This is a genomic window from Exiguobacterium sp. s191 (assembly GCF_018618955.1).
Classification (GTDB): domain Bacteria; phylum Bacillota; class Bacilli; order Exiguobacteriales; family Exiguobacteriaceae; genus Exiguobacterium_A; species Exiguobacterium_A abrahamii.
Window position 1 is genome coordinate 82,441 of sequence record NZ_JACSNC010000002.1, and the last position, 19,152, is coordinate 101,592.

General features: G+C 46.9%; 17 protein-coding genes and 1 riboswitch. Of the genes, 13 read left to right on the plus strand and 4 right to left on the minus strand.

Annotated elements, in window-relative coordinates; all coding sequences use genetic code 11:
- Positions 1–5 precede the first annotated feature (5 nt).
- Together KNQ09_RS12075 and KNQ09_RS12080 are read right to left on the minus strand one after the other, a co-directional pair.
- Positions 6–857, minus strand: coding sequence for a GRP family sugar transporter (locus KNQ09_RS12075; RefSeq protein ID WP_214858795.1), 852 nt, complete (start codon positions 855–857; stop codon positions 6–8).
- A gap of 142 nt (positions 858–999) precedes the next feature.
- Entirely contained in the window at positions 1,000–2,628 is a 1,629-nt protein-coding gene (locus KNQ09_RS12080; RefSeq protein ID WP_064300491.1) for an ABC1 kinase family protein, read from the minus strand.
- Between the two features lie 165 nt (positions 2,629–2,793).
- Here KNQ09_RS12080 and KNQ09_RS12085 point away from each other — a divergent pair, with 165 nt between their 5' ends.
- Together KNQ09_RS12085 and KNQ09_RS12090 are read left to right on the plus strand one after the other, a co-directional pair.
- Complete coding sequence (locus tag KNQ09_RS12085; protein WP_023466752.1) at positions 2,794–3,399, plus strand: trimeric intracellular cation channel family protein; 606 nt, start codon at positions 2,794–2,796, stop codon at positions 3,397–3,399.
- Positions 3,400–3,401: 2 nt separating this feature from the next.
- Entirely contained in the window at positions 3,402–3,770 is a 369-nt protein-coding gene (locus KNQ09_RS12090; protein ID WP_023466753.1) for a DUF423 domain-containing protein, read from the plus strand.
- Between the two features lie 97 nt (positions 3,771–3,867).
- Here the strand turns inward: KNQ09_RS12090 and KNQ09_RS12095 are convergent, their stop codons facing one another.
- Together KNQ09_RS12095 and hemQ are read right to left on the minus strand one after the other, a co-directional pair.
- Positions 3,868–4,017 (minus strand): hypothetical protein, encoded by a 150-nt coding sequence (locus tag KNQ09_RS12095; protein WP_023466754.1) that lies wholly within the window; start codon positions 4,015–4,017, stop codon positions 3,868–3,870.
- A 103-nt stretch (positions 4,018–4,120) separates the two neighbouring features.
- Positions 4,121–4,897 carry a hydrogen peroxide-dependent heme synthase gene (gene hemQ, locus KNQ09_RS12100; RefSeq protein ID WP_214858675.1) on the minus strand — a complete coding sequence of 259 codons (777 nt, stop codon included), beginning with the start codon at positions 4,895–4,897 and terminating at the stop codon, positions 4,121–4,123.
- A gap of 345 nt (positions 4,898–5,242) precedes the next feature.
- Here hemQ and pta point away from each other — a divergent pair, with 345 nt between their 5' ends.
- The 11 genes from pta (at position 5,243) to KNQ09_RS12155 (ending at position 18,954) form a co-directional block, all read left to right on the plus strand.
- Entirely contained in the window at positions 5,243–6,229 is a 987-nt protein-coding gene (gene pta, locus KNQ09_RS12105; protein WP_214858676.1) for a phosphate acetyltransferase, read from the plus strand.
- A 70-nt stretch (positions 6,230–6,299) separates the two neighbouring features.
- Positions 6,300–6,399, plus strand: a riboswitch (purine riboswitch).
- Between the two features lie 75 nt (positions 6,400–6,474).
- Positions 6,475–7,059: a xanthine phosphoribosyltransferase gene (locus KNQ09_RS12110; protein WP_214858677.1), complete on the plus strand. Its 585-nt coding sequence runs from the start codon at positions 6,475–6,477 to the stop codon at positions 7,057–7,059.
- Positions 7,056–8,357 carry a nucleobase:cation symporter-2 family protein gene (locus KNQ09_RS12115; RefSeq protein ID WP_214724838.1) on the plus strand — a complete coding sequence of 434 codons (1,302 nt, stop codon included), beginning with the start codon at positions 7,056–7,058 and terminating at the stop codon, positions 8,355–8,357. Before KNQ09_RS12110 ends, KNQ09_RS12115 begins: the two co-directional genes overlap by 4 nt.
- Before the next feature lie 221 nt (positions 8,358–8,578).
- Positions 8,579–9,955: an amino acid permease gene (locus KNQ09_RS12120; RefSeq protein ID WP_035399195.1), complete on the plus strand. Its 1,377-nt coding sequence runs from the start codon at positions 8,579–8,581 to the stop codon at positions 9,953–9,955.
- Between the two features lie 293 nt (positions 9,956–10,248).
- Positions 10,249–11,100: a BglG family transcription antiterminator LicT gene (gene licT, locus KNQ09_RS12125; RefSeq protein ID WP_174315909.1), complete on the plus strand. Its 852-nt coding sequence runs from the start codon at positions 10,249–10,251 to the stop codon at positions 11,098–11,100.
- 105 nt (positions 11,101–11,205) lie between these two features.
- Positions 11,206–13,035 carry a beta-glucoside-specific PTS transporter subunit IIABC gene (locus tag KNQ09_RS12130; RefSeq protein ID WP_214858678.1) on the plus strand — a complete coding sequence of 610 codons (1,830 nt, stop codon included), beginning with the start codon at positions 11,206–11,208 and terminating at the stop codon, positions 13,033–13,035.
- Positions 13,036–13,059: 24 nt separating this feature from the next.
- Positions 13,060–14,505: a glycoside hydrolase family 1 protein gene (locus KNQ09_RS12135; RefSeq protein ID WP_214858679.1), complete on the plus strand. Its 1,446-nt coding sequence runs from the start codon at positions 13,060–13,062 to the stop codon at positions 14,503–14,505.
- A gap of 218 nt (positions 14,506–14,723) precedes the next feature.
- Entirely contained in the window at positions 14,724–15,023 is a 300-nt protein-coding gene (locus KNQ09_RS12140; protein WP_023466762.1) for a rhodanese-like domain-containing protein, read from the plus strand.
- A gap of 179 nt (positions 15,024–15,202) precedes the next feature.
- Entirely contained in the window at positions 15,203–17,158 is a 1,956-nt protein-coding gene (locus KNQ09_RS12145; protein ID WP_251138193.1) for a methyl-accepting chemotaxis protein, read from the plus strand.
- A gap of 168 nt (positions 17,159–17,326) precedes the next feature.
- Positions 17,327–18,514, plus strand: coding sequence for a DUF2157 domain-containing protein (locus KNQ09_RS12150; RefSeq protein WP_214858681.1), 1,188 nt, complete (start codon positions 17,327–17,329; stop codon positions 18,512–18,514).
- Positions 18,511–18,954 (plus strand): GDYXXLXY domain-containing protein, encoded by a 444-nt coding sequence (locus tag KNQ09_RS12155; RefSeq protein ID WP_214858682.1) that lies wholly within the window; start codon positions 18,511–18,513, stop codon positions 18,952–18,954. The genes KNQ09_RS12150 and KNQ09_RS12155 overlap by 4 nt, the downstream gene beginning before the upstream one ends.
- Positions 18,955–19,152: the final 198 nt, after the last annotated feature.

Genomic DNA, 19,152 nt, shown 5'->3' on the forward strand with positions numbered 1-19,152 from the left:
CTTCATTATTGTTTCGTAAATCCAATCATGATTCCGCCAGCAACGACTAAAATACAACCGATGATGACGAACGTCATCTCTTTCTTCGTTTTTGATTCTTTCAGTAAGAGGACACCGCCAATCGTTGAGATGACGACTCCTGTTTGAGATAAGGAGAAACTCGTTGCGACACCGACTTTTGCCGTCGCAAATAATAAAGCGACGTTCCCGACAGCCCACATGAGTCCACCGATAGTATTGCCAGCTGTTTTCTTCGTGAAGAGATCTCCTTCTCGTAAAGAAAGAAGAATCGCACTCACGACCATCCCAATCGCTTGTGGTAAGACTGCTTCCCATCCATTGATATCGAACCAACGGGCAATGACGACGTAGCCGACATACCCGACAGTCGAGATGAGGAGGAGCGTCAGTCCTTTTCCGATATTCTCATCTTCTTTGCTCTTATCTTCCTTGTAAGACGTGAAAGCTGCTCCGGCAATGATCAATACAAGGGCACTGATTCCGAGAATCAACGCAGTTGTCGTTGACCACTCTCCAAAAGCGAGAACACCAAACAACGATGTTCCGACGAGTTGCATCCCTGTTGAGATGGGCATCGTCTTTGAGACACCCATTTGACGGAATGCGGCAAATTGATTTTTTTGACCGAGCGCCCAGAAGGCACCAGAAAAGAATCCGGCAACCCAAGCAGTCGTCGACATCTCTGGGCTGACAAAAAAGAAGGTGACGATCGCGAAAAGCAATGCACCCAGAGTCGTACCGATAATTTGTTGCGCCGTTGAACCTCCGATTTTCGAGACGACGAGCGGCAACGATCCCCACATTAATGCAGGAACGATGGCAATTAAAATATCAATCAAGTGTTTCACCTCTCCTTACTGTTATCTCTCTACTTGAAGCTGTACCCCGCGAGACGCGAGGAAAAACCTCGAAGCGCGAAGAGGAATTATTCTGAAATAAAAAAACGTCCACCGAAGTGGACGCATATTGTCGTTCTATTTAACGGAACGGTTCATCAGCGATCCGGACGATTTGTCGTCCGATCCGTCGACCATTCCATAAAGCGATGACGGCGATCGTCAAGGAAATGCCCATGACGTCGTATTGCGTAAAATAATAGCCGAGATAACTAAAAGGCAGACTGATGATTCCGACGAGTGAACTCGTCCACTGTCGGATTTTGAGTGACTCGATGTTCGCGACACGAGAGAACTTTTGTTGCTCCATGATCCGCCAACGTGTCGGTTCGCTTAAGGCATCGTTAACAAGACGCGGGAAGGCGAGCAATCGCGCACCGTAAGAGCCGGCAATCTGGAGATAACGATTTTGGTTTTTTCCTTCGTCATCGAGCCAACGTCGAACCATGGGTTTGGCTAATTCGAGCAGGTTGATTTGCGGTGAAAGAATCTGAAGAATCCCAAGAATCGTCGAGGCAGCACGACCGAAGAACGCAAACTCGGCAGGGAGCTGGATCGGTTCGTTTCGGACGAGCAATTCGATATCGGATAAGACCTTCTCAATCAGTTTCGTATCGACGTTTTCCATATCACTCTCGAGATAGAACGTGACCGCTTTTTCAATTGCTTGTCGGATATTTTGCTTATTCGCATTCGGCAACAGGAATCGTAAATCTTCGAGACCATCGACGATCGCATCATAATCTAATGTGACGAAGGATTGGAGGATTCGTTGAATCGCTCGCATGTCATCAGGCGTTGTCGCTCCAATCATCCCAAAATCAAGCAAGACGATTTTGCCGTCGGACTGGACGAGGACGTTGCCCGGGTGTGGGTCAGCGTGAAATTTCCCGCCGAACAGTAATTGCTCACCAGCGTTCAAGAAGAGATTACGCGCTAGTTCGTCACGATCAATCTGATGTTCCGCTAAATAATCGAGATCGGTGATACGTGTTCCGTCAATCCATTCCATGACGAGCACACGATTCGTACAATGTTCTTCATAATAACTCGGAATATAGATGACAGGATTCGTCTCATACATTTTTTTAAAGTAGAGACCGTTTTTTAATTCAGTTCGGTAATTCAATTCATCACCGATGACGAAGACCATTTGGCGATACAGACTTTGTAAATCAGTCGATTTGTTTAATGAAGTCCGGCGTAACATGGCAATGACGATGCGCATGGCACGGAAATCGGTTTTGATGATTTGTTCGATGTTCGGTCGCTGAACTTTGATCGCAACTTTTTTACCATTTGATTTTAAGATTCCGCTGTACACCTCACCAATCGAGGCAGAAGCGACAGGACGGGAACTGATATCCGAGATGATCTCTTCGATCGGCATACCCCAATCCTCTTCGATGATCTTACGTGACTCTCCAAGTTTACTTGAAGGAACTTTATCGACGAGTTCGGTCAGTTCCATCAAGACGGACGGAGGAAATAGATCGGCTCGAATCGACAAGAACTGACCGAGCTTGATCAGTAACCCTTCTAACCGTAATGCTTTTTTCTTATAGTCACGCGCAATCCGGATCATGATGCGCTCAAACTCTTCGTTGTTCGTACCTGGCCGGTTTTTCCGGGTGAATCGATAGATCGTAAAGATGTAACGTGCGAACATCGTCACGATGACGACGATGCGATAAAGCGCCCAACGTTTCATACGGTCACCTAGCTTCCTGTACAGTTTGTTTCAGTATAGGTTACTTTACCTAAAAACGTCACTCGCAAACGGTCGAAACGGTGACAGAAAATTAATGCTTTACGGAAACTAAAAAGAGAGTATAGTAAGTATTGGAATTTCTTTGTAGAAAGGTGAAATGTGCGCATGTCCTGGGACTTATTGAATATCATCGGCACGGTCGCTTTTGCGATGAGTGGTGCGATTGTTGCGATGGAAGAAAAATATGATTTATTCGGTGTCTGGTTACTTGCTTTGATCACAGCATTCGGCGGGGGTGCTATTCGTAATTTACTGATTGGTGTACCGGTATCGGCTCTCTGGTCGCAAGGTGGTCTCTTTTTAGTCGCGATTCTCGTTGCGTTGTTGATCTTCATGTTACCCCAGTTGTTCTTGCCGCACTGGACACGTTGGGGCGTCCTCGCGGATGCGCTCGGATTGTCTGCGTTTGCGATTCAAGGTGCTTTGATGGCGACAGCAAAAGGACTGCCATTGTCAGCAACGATTTCAGCTGCTGTGCTGACTGGTGTTGGTGGTGGAGTAATTCGCGATTTACTCGCTGGTCGGAAACCACTCGTCTTGCATAAAGAGATCTATGCGATGTGGGCCGTCATGGCAGCACTTGTGATTGATCGTTTCCAATTGACGAATCCTCTACATTTGTTCACATTGCTCGGACTCATCACCGTTTTACGTATGCTATCGTATTATTATGAATGGAATTTACCAGCACGACGGTTAGGGGGAGAATAAGCATGAAAGTTTTCATTATGATTGGCGCGATCTCGATGATGTTATCGGTCGCACTAGGTGCATTCGGTGCACACGCCTTAAAAGATATGTTGACGGAACGGATGCTCGCGAACTGGCAGACAGGCGTACTTTACCAGATGGTACACTCGCTCGGTATTCTAGCACTCGGGGGACTCTTATTAAAAGCATCGATCCCGCAATGGTCGTTGGCTGCATGGCTGATGCTTGCCGGAATCGTCTTCTTCTCCGGTAGTCTGTACGTCATGGCATTGACGAATGTAACAAAACTGGGTGCTATCACACCGATTGGTGGCGTCTTGTTCATCGCAGCATGGATCTTTGTCGCAATTGGTGCCTACAAAGGACTATGAGGATTGACCGTTTTTCTTCCGTCATGAAGAAAAACGGTCTTTTTTTGTATGAAAAACGCCTACTCGCGATGGAGTAGGCGTAAGTATCAAAACGAGTTCATCGTTTTGTCGTTTGTGTTTTGTTTAGCTTCGATAATGCTTGCTCATAGCGATCCAGTACACGATCTGCAACCGGTTTCAGCTCTTTTGAAAGCACAGCGAATTGCAATTCACGCGATCGTGTCGATCGGTTCATAGCATTCCCCATGGTAATTCCTCCTTGCGTAATCAACCTACTATTTTATAGCCTGTTTTGTAGCCGCAAGGAGTATATTCCCATGAGATATTTCAATCAAACGTCATTCAACACATTAAAGTGCAAAATGAGTACTTAATTGTTCACTTTCGAGACGGTTCCCGATGAAGAACTCACCAAACTCACCGTACTTCGCGCTGACTTCGTCAAAACGCATTTCATAGACGATTTTCTTGAACTGGAGAATGTCGTCTGAGAAGAGCGTGACGCCCCATTCCCAATCGTCAAATCCAGTTGATCCACCGATGATTTGCTGAATTTTCCCAGCATAACTCCGACCAATCATACCATGACGATACATGAGCTCTTTACGTTTCTCCATTGAGAGCGTGTACCAGTTGTCGCCATCGCGACGCGACTTGCTCATCGGGTAGAAGCAGATGTGCTTCGCTTGCGGCAAGATTGGATAGAGACGATCACGCACGTAAGGGTTCTCGTATGGGTTTCCTTCGCCTGAACCACGGTACGTACCGAGTTCGACGACAGAGACGTAAGAATACGTCGGGATCAAGTAATCATAGAGATCGAGTTTTTGCATTTTGACTTCGACGTCTTGGATTTGTTCCATCGTTGGACGAAGAACCATCAAGACGAGATCGGCTTTTTGACCGATGATTGTATAAAGTGCATGGCTTCCGTCTTTTGTCGCTTCGACACCAGAAAGCTCTGAGAGGAAGGCTTGGAATTCTTCAATCATGCGCGCGCGGTCTGTTGCGTCGACTTGTTTTAAGCGTGACCAATCGATCCGGCGGAAATCATGTAATGTATACCAGCCGTCGAGTGTTTCAGCGGCTTGTTGCGTAGCAGTCGGTTCAGATGTTTGATGTTGCATGGGATGACCTCCTGAGTCTGAAATAAGTTGTCTTTTTCCATATCCTATCTTATCACATTCTATTGAAACGCTTCGCCCGAAAAGGTCTTTGTCCATGAGATCGTAACACATGAAAAAAGCAGAGAGTGGGTAAAAGGGGAAGTGGAGATTACGTTGCTTGGAAATAGTCTCTGTACCATTCTTGAAAATGACTGTAATAGTCGGTGAATATGGCTTCAGTGCTTTTGTTAGATAACTTTTTTGCAAATTGTTTTAACAACGATTGAGAACTGTGTATAATAAACGATGGAAAAGAAAATCGATCAAATCGACGACGTCGTGTTTACCTAAAAAGGAGAGAAACTCATGCAACTATTCGATATGTTAGAACAAAAGATTAAAGCGCACCAACCGAAAATCGTCTTCCCAGAAGGAATTGACGCGCGTGTTCTAGGCGCAGCTGTCCGTTTGAAGAAAGACGGTCTCGTCACACCGGTCGTCATCGGACCACGTGTACAAATCGAAGAAACAGCAGTAGCGAACGGAATCGATGTCACGGGACTTGATACGATCGATCCTGCTTCTTACGCTGGAATCGATGAGCTTGTCGCATCGTTCGTTGAGCGTCGTAAAGGGAAAGCAACAGAAGAGCAAGCGCGTGCTGTCATCTTAAAAGACGTGAACACGTTCGGTACGATGCTCGTTCATACAGGGCAAGCAGAAGGTCTTGTATCGGGTGCGATGCACGCAACAGGCGATACAGTTCGTCCAGCACTTCAAATCATCAAAATGCAAGAAGGCTATAAAAAAACATCAGGCGTCTTCATCATGGTACGTGACGATGAGCAATACGTCTTCGCAGACTGCGCAATCAACATCGCACCAGATGCGAACGATCTAGCAGAGAATGCGATCGCATCTGCGAAAACAGCAAAAACATTCGGGATCGATCCGAAAGTAGCATTGCTCAGCTTCTCGACAAAAGGTTCAGCAAAATCACCAGAGACAGAGCGTGTCGTTGAAGCAACTCGCATTGCTAAAGAACGTGCACCAGAGCTTGCAATCGATGGCGAACTCCAATTCGATGCAGCATTCGTTCCAAGCGTCGCGAAATCAAAAGCACCAGAATCAGATGTCGCAGGTCAAGCGAACGTCTTCATCTTCCCAAGTCTTGAAGCTGGAAACATTGGCTACAAAATCGCACAACGTCTTGGTGGATTCGAAGCAATCGGTCCGATCCTTCAAGGGTTGAACAAACCGGTCAACGATCTTTCACGCGGTTGTAACGAAGAGGATGTCTACAAACTTGCGATCATCACGGCAGCGCAAGCAGTCGAAGAACGCCAAGCCTAAGCACGGTGTGAAAAAGTCTTTACTTTTTCGCTAAACCCCGTACAATGGTACACATCACGAAAATCACGAAACGTAAACGTATAGCAACGCTCGTATAATAGTGGGAATTGGCCCACGAGTCTCTACCGGATCGCCGTAACGGTCCGACTACGGGTGGTGAGTTACTGCTCTCTTTTTTGGCGTACAGTGGCTGCCCCCGGGTAGCGGCTGTACGTTTTTTCGTTTTTAAAGAGGAGAATGCATGTATGAAACGTCTACACGACATGATTAATCAAGAGGGAATCGTATTATCGGATCAAGTATTGAAAGTGGATGCCTTTTTAAACCATCAGGTCGATCCGACCTTGATGTGGGAAATCGCCTATGAGTTCATGGATCGCTTCCAAGATGCTGGTATCACGCGGATTTTGACGATCGAAGCGGGTGGTATTGCCCCGGCAATGATGACGGCGCTCCGTTTAGGGGTACCAATGGTCTATGCTCGTAAGACGAAATCCGTCACCTTGAATGAAGGAACGATTTCAGCTGAAGTCTTCTCGTTTACGAAACAACAGACGAGTACGATTACGGTTGCAGAAAAATACCTACAACCGGGTGAACGTGTCTTGATCATCGACGATTTCCTCGCGAACGGGGAAGCGGCATTTGGTCTTGCTCGTCTTGTTGAGCAGGCAGGTGCGGAAGTTGCCGGTTTTGGAATCGTCATTGAAAAGTCGTTCCAACCGGGACGTCAAAAGTTAATCGAAGCCGGGTTCCGCGTCGAGTCACTCGCTCGTGTGGAGTCGTTGAAGGACGGAAAAGCGACGTTCGTTGACTCGTTGACCGTATGAGACTATCGAACTTCAAAGCCGCTAGTCTCGGACTTCAGCATGTGCTCGCGATGTACACAGGAGCAGCTGTCGTTCCGCTGATCGTTGGTAGTGCGATCGGATTGTCGGGAGAAGAACTTGCTTATTTAGTTGCGATTGATCTCTTCATGTGTGGCGTAGCGACCTTACTACAAGTGCTCGTCACGAAATATACAGGCGTCGGTCTTCCTGTCGTCCTTGGTTGTACCTTCACCGCAGTCGGTCCGATGATCGCGATCGGTAGTCTTCAAGGGATCACGGCGATTTATGGTGCTTTGATTGCGAGTGGGTTGATCATTCTCGTCATCTCAGGCTGGTTTAGTAAGATCGCCGTCCTGTTCCCGCCAGTCGTCCTCGGTTCTGTCGTGACGATCATCGGGATATCCTTGATTCCGGCTGCAATCAACGATATCGGGGGTGGACAGGGCGTAAAGGACTTTGGTGACGCACGTTATCTCGGACTCGCCGGACTGACGATCGTCTTGATTTTAATCTTGAATCGTTACGGAACGGTCTTCTCAAAAGCAGCCGCCGTTTTGATTGCTGTAATGATCAGTACACTCGTTGCGTTCGGCATGGGGATGATCGACTTCAGTCCGGTGGCGGAAGCATCATGGTTCCAAATGGTGACGCCGTTCTACTTCGGCGTTCCGACATTCAATGCGACGGCGATCTTGACGATGACACTCGTTGGTCTCGTCTCGATGGTTGAATCGACAGGTGTGTTCTTGACACTTGGTGAGATCACGGATCGTCGCTTAACGGATAAGGATCTAGCACGTGGCTACCGGGCAGAAGGTGTCGCGACGATCGTTGGCGGTATTTTCAATAGCTTCCCGTATACGACATACAGCCAAAACGTCGGTCTCGTTCAATTGACTGGCGTGAAGACACGTAAAGTCATTTTATTTGCGGGTGGATTTTTAATCTTGCTCGGCTTCTTACCAAAAGTGGCGACATTCACGACGTTGATTCCAAAACCAGTCCTAGGTGGGGCAATGTTGATCATGTTCGGAACGGTCGCAGCGAGCGGGATTCGTATTCTGTCGCGGGTCGATTTTTCGAAGAACGAACACGTCATCACTGTAGCACTCGCGCTCGGAATTGGTTTAGGAATCAGTACGAATCCGGAGATCGTAGCCGGTCTCCCGTCACAAATCCGTGTCTTGACGGACAGCCCGATCGTCGCAGGATCGCTAACGGCATTATTGCTAAATGGAATCTTCCGATTGACGAGTAAGTCGGAGTCAGTAGACGCGCCACTTGCTAAAGTTGATTAACAATTGTAACTTTCCGAAAGGAGCCGTCCTGTATACTACTTAGTAGCAGGAGGTTCCTTTTTTTATACTGCTAACGTAATCAGAATATTCCGAGTATGTGGATTTGGTAAGAAATATCATATGAAAACGTTTACAAAATCGACACATCTTCTTTATACTGACAACGTAGCGGTACGGGGAACTGCTAAGAAACAAACAGAGACGGGAAGGACGTCGTAAAAATGAAACAACAGACAGAGTTGAATCGGGGACTGGAAGAACGTCACATTACACTGATGTCGCTGGGGGCGGCAATCGGTGTCGGACTCTTCCTAGGGTCAGCAAAAGCGATCCAATTAGCAGGACCAGGGATCTTACTTGGTTATCTGATTGGTGGTGTCATCATTTTCATTATCATGCGAGCACTTGGGGAGCTTGCAGTGCGGGAGCCGGTGGCTGGTAGTTTTGCGGAGTATGCCCGGAAGTATGTCAGTCCATTAGCTGGCTTTTTAACAGGTTGGAATTATTGGTTACTCTGGATTTTTACGTGTATGGCGGAAATCACAGCAGTCGGTATTTACATGAAAGTATGGTTCCCGGATTCTCAGGGGTGGGTATGGGCACTAGCAGCACTTGTCTTGATGACGAGCATCAACTTCATTGCTGTTAAATTTTATGGTGAATTCGAATTTTGGTTTGCGTTGATTAAAATCGTCGCGATCGTCGCCATGATCATCTTAGGGACCTTGACGATTGTCATTGGTCTTGGAAACGGCGGCACACCGGTTGGAATTTCAAACCTGTGGTCACATGGTGGATTCCTGCCGAACGGATTCGGTGGAGTACTCCTTGCCATGCAGATGGTCATGTTTGCGTTCTTAGGAATTGAAGTGATTGGGGTCACAGCAGGGGAAGCGAAGAATCCGAAGAAAACGATTCGAAAAGCCGTCAATAACGTCTTCCTTCGAATCTTAGTATTCTACATCGGAGCGCTCTTCGTCATTTTATCGATTTATCCGTGGGATCAAGTCGGAGCGAACAATAGTAGTCCGTTCGTATTATTATTTGATTCACTTGGTATTCCAGCAGCAGCCGGCATCATCAACTTCGTTGTCTTAACGGCAGCACTCTCGTCATGTAACTCCGGTATCTTCTCGACAGCCCGGATGATGATGAACTTATCCGAGAACAGTGAAGCACCACGTCGTTTCTCGAAAATCTCGAAAAACGGTGTCCCGGCACTGGCGACAATTCTTTCAGGTGTCGCCTTACTCGTTGGTGTCGCTTTGAACTACTTCTTACCGGAAGATGTCTTTGCGATCGTTACGAGTATTGCGACGTTCGGAGCCGTTTGGACATGGGCAATGATTCTGATCGCCCAGATGCGGGCGCGGAAGGTACACGGTTCAGCAGAATTCGCTGTCCCGTTTTTCCCGGTCGCGAACTACATTGCCCTCGCGGCGCTTGCTGGTGTCATCGTCTTGATGGCATTTGACGCAAGTACACGCATCGCTTTGGTCGTTGGACCACTATGGTACGCGATTCTGATTGCTGTCTATTATGCACGGGGAATGCATAAGGAGACACGTCAGTCGACGCGTCGAGCATCAGGAGAATAAACGGATAGACAAGATTGTTTGGAAGCAAGATATGAGATGATCTCGATAAACTGAGTCTGGTAAATACTAGGCTCAGTTTTTCATTACAAACAAATTTTGAAAGCGCTTCATAAATGAGTTGACGTCATTCTAATTCCGTCGTATTCTAATAGGGAAAAGAATAAACCATTCAGGATTGTTACTGCAAAAGCAGGCAAAACCTAAATTGATATCTGTTGCGTGTTGCGGCGATGGATATGAATTTAGGTTTTTTCTTTTCAATTCGATGCTCAAGGGTGGAGGTGAGAGATTCCATGCAAATCGTGAAAGTGTTTAATAATAACGTGGTGGCGATTGAATCGAATGGGCAGGAACACGTCGTCATGGGGCGAGGAATCGCGTTTCAAAAACGAATGGGTGATGTGATTGACGAATCACGGATTGAAAAAATCTTTACGCTCGAGAGTAAAGAGAGCCGAGAACGATTTATCGACTTTTTAAATGAGATGCCGCAAGCTGAAATCGAAACAGTCAAGGAAATCGTTAAGATGGCAGAAGCGAAGCTCAACAAATCGCTCCATGACACGATTTACGTAACGCTAGCCGACCACATTCATTATGCGCTATCACGATATGCGGAGGGAATTGTGATTCGAAACCCGCTCGTCTGGGAAGTGAAACGATTTTATGGTCCGGAATTTGCTGCTGGAAAAGAGGCAGTTCGACTCATCAATGACCGGCATGAAGTTCACTTGGAAGAAGAAGAAGCGGTCTCGATCGCCTTGCACCTCGTCAATGCATCGATGTCTGGTGTCAAAGGCGAGAGCCTGCATATCGTTACTGAAATGACGAAGGCGACACAGGCGATCATGACGATCATCACATACCATTTCCAGGTGGAACTGGATGAGGAATCTCATGCGTACGCTCGTTTTTTAACGCATCTGAAGTTTTTTGTACAACGAATCGTCTCAAAGACAAAACTGAAAGTTGGAGGAGACGAGGAGTTGTATGAAATGGTCAAATCACGTTATCCACTCGCATTTGATTGTGTCGAGAAAATTGCTAATCTGATCACTGGGAAGTATGACTATGAAGTCTCGAAGGATGAGCGTCTGTACTTGATGATTCACATTGAAAATCTCATGAAACAAAATCGATCCTAAGGATGGTTACCGCATCGACGGGCCAAACCTAAATGATTGCAGGTGTTTTTCCACTTGCCGTCGTTTAGGTTTTTTTATTCCAAAAATATGAATGGAGTGAGTCAAATGGGCAAATATCAAGCTCTTGCACAAGATATCGTGCGCTTGGTTGGTGGCGAAGACAACGTTAAAACCGTCTTTCACTGTGCGACACGTTTACGCTTCAAATTGAAGGACGAACAACAGGCAGATGCTGAAGCGTTAAAACAAGTCGAGGGCATCATTACCGTCGTAAAAAGTGGTGGTCAGTTCCAGGTTGTCATCGGTAATCATGTCGGTGAAGTCTATAACGAACTAAACGGGATTGGTCAGGAAACTTCGGAAGAAACAGAAAAAACGAGTCTGTTCAATCGCTTCATCGACACGATTGCTGGTATCTTCACACCAATTCTCGGTCCGATGGCAGGAAGCGGACTGCTAAAAGGCTTGCTTGCAATCCTTGTAGCGACGGGACTGTTGACGCCGACGATGGGGACGTACATCGTTTTAAATGCAACAGCGGACGCCTTATTTTACTTCCTCCCGGTCGTCCTTGGTCACTCGGCGGCGAAAAAATTCGGTGGTAACCCATATATCGGGATGATCATTGGGGGAGCACTAGTTTACCCGTCGATTGTCGCTTTGCAGGCTTCTGGTGATGGCTTAACGTTCTTGACGATTCCAGTCGTCCTCATGAGTTACGCTTCGTCCGTTATTCCAATCATCTTGGCAACATTCGTTTCATCAAAACTTGAAAAATTCTTTAATCGTCATTCGCATGAAGCGGTCAAAAACTTCACGACACCGATGCTCGTCATCATGTTGGTTGTCCCACTAACTTTCCTTGCAATTGGTCCACTTGCAACGTATGCCAGCCAAGGACTAGCAGCCGGCTACTCGTTCATCTATAACTTGAGTCCAGTAATAGCGATTGCTTTCATCGGTGCGTTTTGGCAAATCTTCGTCATGTTCGGTCTGCACTGGGGACTCGTACCGATCATCATCAATAACTTGTCTGTCAATGGATTTGATACCATCACAGTTGGTGTATTGATGGCAACTTTCGGTCAAGTGGGTGCGGTTTTCGCGATCACGATGCGGGCGAAGGATCCAAAAATCAAAGGACTGGGTACTTCTTCGACGATTGCGGGTATCTTCGGTATTACGGAACCCGCGATGTATGGTTTGACATTACCGCGTAAAAAGCCATTCATCTTCGGTGTCGTTGGTGGTGCTGTAGGCGGATTAGTAGGCGGTGCGCTGGGAACAGCTTCCTACGCACTCGGTGGACTTGGGATTTTCGGAGTACCGGTCATGATTCCGCAAGACGGTATCAACCTCTCGTTCTGGGGTGCACTTATCGGACTAGCTGTTGCTACAGTAGTCTCGTTCGGATTGACATATTTCTTTGCACGTGACAAGCAACAAGTCACGGAAGAAGTACCGACAATCAGTGAACAAGTAGGTTTACCAATACTTGCACCGGTCAAAGGACAAATTATTTCGTTGGATGAAGTGAACGATACGGTGTTTTCGAGCGGTGCGATGGGAAAAGGACTCGCGATCATTCCGGATGAAGGTGTTGTCTACGCCCCATTTGACGGAGAAGTCGTGACCGTCTATCCATCAAAACATGCGATTGGTTTACGATCTGACACTGGTGTTGAGATTTTAGTTCATATTGGTCTTGATACGGTTCAGTTGAATGGTCAATATTTTGAATCGCTTGTCGACAATGATCAGTCGATCCGAGTTGGAGATCCATTGATTCGTTTTAATATTGAACAGATCAAACAAGCGGGTTACGACATCATAACACCGGTTATCGTCACAAATACAGCAAGTTACCTGGATGTTTTACCGACGTACCAAGGTACAGTCGAACCGTCGCGTGATGTTTTACGCGTCTTAGTCTAAACCAAATTAGAGGAGGAATTTTTCATGAAACAGATCAAATCCGATTTTTTATGGGGCGGTGCAACTGCAGCCAATCAACTAGAGGGTGCGTATGCGACAGATGGGAAGGGATTATCGATTGCTGACGTCATGCCAGGCGGAAAACACCGGATGAACGTCATTCACGATCCGCAATTCGATTTTGAATTAAAAGACGAATACACGTATCCGAATCATGACGGCATCGATTTTTACCAGCATTATAAAGAAGATATTGCTTTGTTCGCTGAAATGGGCTTCAAGACATACCGGATGTCGATCGCTTGGAGTCGTATCTTCCCGAATGGAGATGAGACAGAACCGAATGAAGCAGGACTGCAGTTTTACGATAATGTTTTTGACGAGTTGTTGAAACACGGCATCGAGCCGCTCGTGACGATTTCGCATTACGAATTGCCGCTCCATCTCGCAAAAGAATACGGCGGCTGGCGTGATCGTCGACTCGTAACGTTCTTCGAGCGATACAGTCGAGTATTGTTTGAACGCTATCAAGGGAAAGTTAAGTACTGGTTGACGTTCAATGAAATCAATGGTGCCCAGTTCATGCCGATGCTTAGTCTTGGGATGGCAATGCGTGAAGATGAAAATATGCTGCAGTCAACATATCAAGGGTTACATCATCAATTCGTCGCGAGCAGTCTAGCGACGAAAGCGGCTCGCGAAATCGATCCGTCGATGCAAATTGGCTGTATGCTGATCGCTGCACCGGTATATGCGTACAGTTCAAATCCAGTCGATGTTCAGTTTGCGCTCGAGGCAGAACGGATGATGAACTATTTCTGCGGGGACGTCCATGTCCGTGGGGCTTATCCGGCATTTGCCGACCGCTTCTTCGCAGAAAACGGAATCGAGTTGGTGATCGAAGACGGTGATCTTGATCTGTTACGCGACTATACGGTCGATTTCTTCTCGCTTAGTTATTATATGTCGCGGACGGAAAAAGCAGAAAAAGATGGCGATGAAGCTGGCGGAAATATCATGAGCGGGGTCAAAAATCCGTATCTGAAAGCGAGTGATTGGGGCTGGGAAATCGATCCGGATGGTTTACGTATTATCTTAAATAAACTGTATGATCGTTATCAGATTCCGCTGTTCATCGTCGAAAATGGACTCGGTGCTTACGACGAAGTGGAGCCAGATGGTGCGATTCATGATTCCTATCGGATTGCGTATCTCGAAGGACATTTGAAAGCCATGATGGAGGCGATTCAAGATGGCGTTGAGATGATGGGGTATACGAGCTGGGGTTGTATTGATCTTGTTAGTGCGTCGACTGGTGAATACAGTAAACGATACGGTTTCATCTATGTTGATAAACACGATGATGGTTCGGGAACACTTGCCCGATCACGAAAAGATTCATTCTATTGGTACAAAGAGGTTATTGCTACGAATGGTGCTGCATTGAAGCAGACTTCCGTCTCAAAATAAAAAGATGAAGCCCTGAAAACAGACTAGAAGCGTCTGCTTTTAGGGCTTTAATCTGTATTGTGGAAATGAATTTAAATGAATCAATACCTTTGTTATCGATTTCGATAATTATTTGGATTCTGATCTATTAATCAGGGGATTCATAAAGTACGGTTTCGTTTTGTTTTAACGATAGATTTGCTACACTTACGGCAGAACCATACAGGAGGTCATACGAGATGAAAACGATTCATGTAGACGAGTTACAAGAGCGATTAGAGGCAGGCGAAGCGTTACACGTCGTTGACGTCCGAGAGCAGGATGAATACGATGCAGGACATATTCCGAACGTCCGCTTCCTTCCGATGTCTGAGATCGGTGAACGCTATACGGAGCTGCAAGAAGGTGAAACCTACTACTTAATCTGTAAAGCGGGCGCGCGAAGCGAAAACGTCGGTCGTTTCCTCGAGCAGTATGGATATGATATCGTCAACGTCGAAGGCGGCATGATGAACTGGAAGGGCGATCAAGAAGCATAAGGGTAAGCGTTACCAAGGAAGACGACTCCATACGGGTCGTCTTTTTTTCATGTGAATCAATGAACGATTATTATTTTTACTATGAATATTCTTCGCTATTCTTCCGATAAAGAAGGTAGAATAGCGAGTCCTTGCACTCGAGAATGGAGTGACATATGGAACAAAAGATCAAACGAACGATGAGTATCAAACAAAAATTAATTCTGACATCGATTCTCCTATTAGTAATCCCAGCGCTCGTGATCGGATTTGTTGCCTACAATCAGGCGAAACAAACAATGACGGAGCAAATTCTACAATCGGCACATGGTGGAGTCGATCGGATGAACGATGAGATTCAGAATATCATTGATCCGATGCGACGCGATGTCGCCTTTTTTGCGGACCGGATTGACGGGACGCTTTATCAAAAAGGAAAACAAAATGCAGCGTTGAAGGAAAAAATGACGGAATATCTCGATATGCATCCGCAGGCAGCGAACATCTATTTCGCGACGACGGAAGGGGATATGAACATTTTCCCGGAACAGGTCATGCCTGAGGATTATGATCCACGTGAGCGTCCCTGGTATCAATCAGCGGAAGCAGCCGGTGGAAAAGTCGTCATCACCGATCCTTACGTTGATGCGGCCTCAAACAAGATGATGGTCACGCTCTCGCAGACGACGGGCAACGGAAGAGGTGTCGTGGCGATTGATGTCGATGTCGACCGCATCGCGGAAATCGCGAAAAAGATTAAAATTGGTAAAGAGGGTTATGTGACGATTCTCGATTCGAATAAGAAGTTCGTTACGCACCCGACGCTAAAACCAGGTGAAAAGGCAACAGGGAACTGGGTTGCGCCACTCTACGATGACCCAGCCGGACAATTTTCGTATGAATTCGAAAATGAAGGTAAACAGATGGACTTCATGACGAACGATTTAACGAAGTGGAAGGTTGCCGGAACCCTGTACGATCATGAAATCACCGATGCGACGTCGAGTATTCTGTGGACAACGCTTGCTGTCATTGGCGGAATGTTACTCGTCGCAGCCGTCTTCATCTACTTCATCCTTCGCTCGATTCTTCGCCCACTCGGTCATTTGACACGTGGAGCAGAACGGATTCAGTCTGGTGATTTAACGGAACCGGTCATCGTTGAATCAAACGATGAGGTCGGACAGGTCGCACAAAGCTTTAACGTCATGGTCGACTCACTCCGCTCGATCATCATCAATCTCGATCAGTCGATCACACAAGTGGCCGGTTCGTCACAGGAATTAATGGCGAACTCTGCTCAGACGACGTCCGCATCGGAACAGATTGCGGGATCGATTCAACAGGTCGCAGCAGGGGCGGATCAATCGAAACGTCAACTCGATGCGAATGCGGTCTCGCTCCAGTCGATTACAGCCGGCATCATGCGGATCGCTGAGAGCTCAACGGACGTCTCAGAGCTATCACGTTCAACGGCAACAGAAGCTGAGAACGGAACGGTTGCTGTCCTGCAGAACGTTAAGCAGATGAAAGAAATCGATGCCTCCGTTCAAAACTTTGGTGGTGTCATCAGTTCACTCGCCCATCGTTCGAATGAGATTGGAAAAATCGTCGATGTCATCAACGGTATTGCCGAACAAACGAATTTATTGGCACTGAACGCGGCGATTGAAGCGGCACGCGCAGGCGAAAACGGAAAAGGCTTCGCCGTCGTCGCAAGCGAAGTACGGAAACTAGCAGAGCAGTCACAAGATTCAACGAAGCAGATTGCGCAACTCATTCAAAACATCAAGCAGGAGACGGATCAATCAGTCACGATGATGAAGGAAGTCTCAGGACAGACGAAAGCTGGCTTGTCGACGACAGAAGCATCAGCAGAACGATTCCAGAAGATTCTCGAACGGACACAAGAGATGACACCACGAATCGAAGACGTGACGGCAACTGTCGAGGAAATCGCAGCGAACGTTCAAGAGGTTTCTGCCTCTGCAACCGAAATCGCTCATATCGCGCAAGAGAATTCATCGGCGTCGAAACAAGTGGCGGCAACGACGGAAGAGCAGTTGAGTGCGATGGAAGAGATTTCGCAATCCGCTAAAGCATTATCCGATATGGCAGAAGAGCTACAGGTACTCGTTGCTCGTTTCCGTGTTTAACCTATCGATTATACAAAGCAAGGAAGCTAGTCTTCCTTGCTTTTTTTCGTCTGTCACCATTTTGTGACGAACTGAACAAATAGCTTGGAATCCTTGTGAATCCGGGCTTGAGGCGGGGTTAAAACGGGAAAATAATAAGTATCTAACACTTCGAAGGAGGTGGGTACGGTGAAGCAGTTACGCAAGATACGTGAGTGGCAGGATGCGGGTCTGTTGGATGAATCAACCGTCGAACGAATCATGAACTACGAAAAGCAACATTCAACGAAACAACGCCTCCCGCTCTTGTTGATTGTAGGGGGTACGTTCGTCGTCTTGGCTGTATTCAGCTTTTTAGCTGCCAACTGGCAAGCGATGCCGATCGGCTGGAAAATCGGACTTGTCGTAGCACTCATGTGGATTTGTTACATCATGGCGGATCTTTCGGAACGTCGTCGTATTCTTCATCCGGTCGTCTTTCGAATCGGTGGAATCCTAGCGTTTGGCGCCTCGATTCTCGTAGTTGTTCAAAGTTTTCACTTGCCGATGGAAGGATCACTGCTCAGTTGGTGTATGTTTGTCGCCGCATTAGTGCATTATATGCTTTGGCGTCATGAAGCATACGGTGTCGTAGCCTTCCTTTCCGGATGGACGATCTTCACGAGTCTCGGTGGTTTTGGTCAAGAACAGGCGAGTTATCTCGACTGGACGTCGTTCGGTCTGATGGTCGTGTTGTCGTTCAGTTGGTTTTACTTCAGTCAACGTCTGCCATCGCTTTTGTTTAGCTGGCTGTTTCTCTTCTTCAGTGGTCTCTCCTTGTTTCTCCTCGTATCGTATGACGGATTCCTGTGGCCGGTCTGGTCGCTGTTTTTACTCGTTCCAGTTCTCTGGCTTGTTCGTGAGGAGTCCAATCGTCGGATCGTCGAAATGGTCTATCTGGTCGTCGCTGCCATCAGTTCGATCGTCTATCTGTCTGTACGTGCGGAATCAAATGCCGCATTACCATCCATGACAGAAGCGATTCTGCTAGCTATCGTATCCATCGGGTTAGGAATTTTCCTCTATCAAAAACGTCGCTCCTTATTGTTTATCGTTCCGCTTGGATTCGTTGGAGTCCTGTGGCTTGATGAACAGGCCATTCTACTCGCCATTCTCGTTGAACTATCCGCGCTACTGTATCTGTTGTATCAAGAACGTCGTCATGCCGTCATCTGGCCAGCCTTCCTCTATTTCATTCTCGTTCAAATCGCGATATACGTCATCTATGCGTGGGATCGTTTGAACATGTCTTTGTTTTTCCTCATCGGTGCGCTCCTCATCTTCCTATTGTCCGGTGTCTTATGGTGGTTACGCCGTAGAGGAGGTGTGACGTCATGAAGCGCTATCTAATGCCTGTATTGCAGACGTGCGCCGTTGGTCTGTTGATCGTCAGCTTTTTTGCGACCTCCTGGTTCGGAACATCGTACCGTTTTCGGGCAGAGCCGTTTGATCCGTTTGATCCCGTTTACGGTGAATACGTGATGCTTCAGTATCCGGATTTAAAACCAGGTCCGACGATTCAAAATGGACGTGTTTATGTCAGCTTCAAGACAGATGCTTCTGGTTATGCTCAAATCGACCGGATTTCGAATGAACGATTCTTCGGAAGTGTTGCTGGCGACTATTACGATCAATACGTGTCGATTCCACAGTTGACGCAGTATTATGTCGAACAGGGAAGCGGAAAACAATACGAGAAAGCTAAAGCACTAGAAGTCCGTGCGGATGTGTCACCATGGGGACACATCCGGACGACGAATTTAAAAATTTCTGAATAAAAAACCTTGCGTCAGGAATGAAACGGTTGTACTATTAATTTAAATTTTCAGACAACTAAATCTGCATGCGTAGACGGGAAGAGTAAAGTGATCAGAAATCGATAGAGAGTCTCTGTTGCTGGAAATGAGACGATTTCGTCATTTGAAGATGGTCCCGGAGCAGTCGGAAGAACGTGAACCGTGTTCATCAGTAGAACC

What these genes read in the sequence shown, in the direction of transcription:
- KNQ09_RS12095 (WP_023466754.1), bottom strand. Translation starts at nt 4,017, where the DNA reads ATGGGGAATGCTATGAACCGATCGACACGATCGCGTGAATTGCAATTC.
- KNQ09_RS12140 (WP_023466762.1), top strand. Translation starts at nt 14,724, where the DNA reads ATGAAAACGATTCATGTAGACGAGTTACAAGAGCGATTAGAGGCAGGC.
- KNQ09_RS12090 (WP_023466753.1), top strand. Translation starts at nt 3,402, where the DNA reads ATGAAAGTTTTCATTATGATTGGCGCGATCTCGATGATGTTATCGGTC.
- KNQ09_RS12145 (WP_251138193.1), top strand. Translation starts at nt 15,203, where the DNA reads ATGAGTATCAAACAAAAATTAATTCTGACATCGATTCTCCTATTAGTA.
- KNQ09_RS12155 (WP_214858682.1), top strand. Translation starts at nt 18,511, where the DNA reads ATGAAGCGCTATCTAATGCCTGTATTGCAGACGTGCGCCGTTGGTCTG.
- KNQ09_RS12115 (WP_214724838.1), top strand. Translation starts at nt 7,056, where the DNA reads ATGAGACTATCGAACTTCAAAGCCGCTAGTCTCGGACTTCAGCATGTG.
- KNQ09_RS12080 (WP_064300491.1), bottom strand. Translation starts at nt 2,628, where the DNA reads ATGAAACGTTGGGCGCTTTATCGCATCGTCGTCATCGTGACGATGTTC.
- KNQ09_RS12110 (WP_214858677.1), top strand. Translation starts at nt 6,475, where the DNA reads ATGAAACGTCTACACGACATGATTAATCAAGAGGGAATCGTATTATCG.
- KNQ09_RS12120 (WP_035399195.1), top strand. Translation starts at nt 8,579, where the DNA reads ATGAAACAACAGACAGAGTTGAATCGGGGACTGGAAGAACGTCACATT.
- pta (WP_214858676.1), top strand. Translation starts at nt 5,243, where the DNA reads ATGCAACTATTCGATATGTTAGAACAAAAGATTAAAGCGCACCAACCG.
- KNQ09_RS12085 (WP_023466752.1), top strand. Translation starts at nt 2,794, where the DNA reads ATGTCCTGGGACTTATTGAATATCATCGGCACGGTCGCTTTTGCGATG.
- KNQ09_RS12135 (WP_214858679.1), top strand. Translation starts at nt 13,060, where the DNA reads ATGAAACAGATCAAATCCGATTTTTTATGGGGCGGTGCAACTGCAGCC.
- hemQ (WP_214858675.1), bottom strand. Translation starts at nt 4,897, where the DNA reads ATGCAACATCAAACATCTGAACCGACTGCTACGCAACAAGCCGCTGAA.
- licT (WP_174315909.1), top strand. Translation starts at nt 10,249, where the DNA reads ATGCAAATCGTGAAAGTGTTTAATAATAACGTGGTGGCGATTGAATCG.
- KNQ09_RS12130 (WP_214858678.1), top strand. Translation starts at nt 11,206, where the DNA reads ATGGGCAAATATCAAGCTCTTGCACAAGATATCGTGCGCTTGGTTGGT.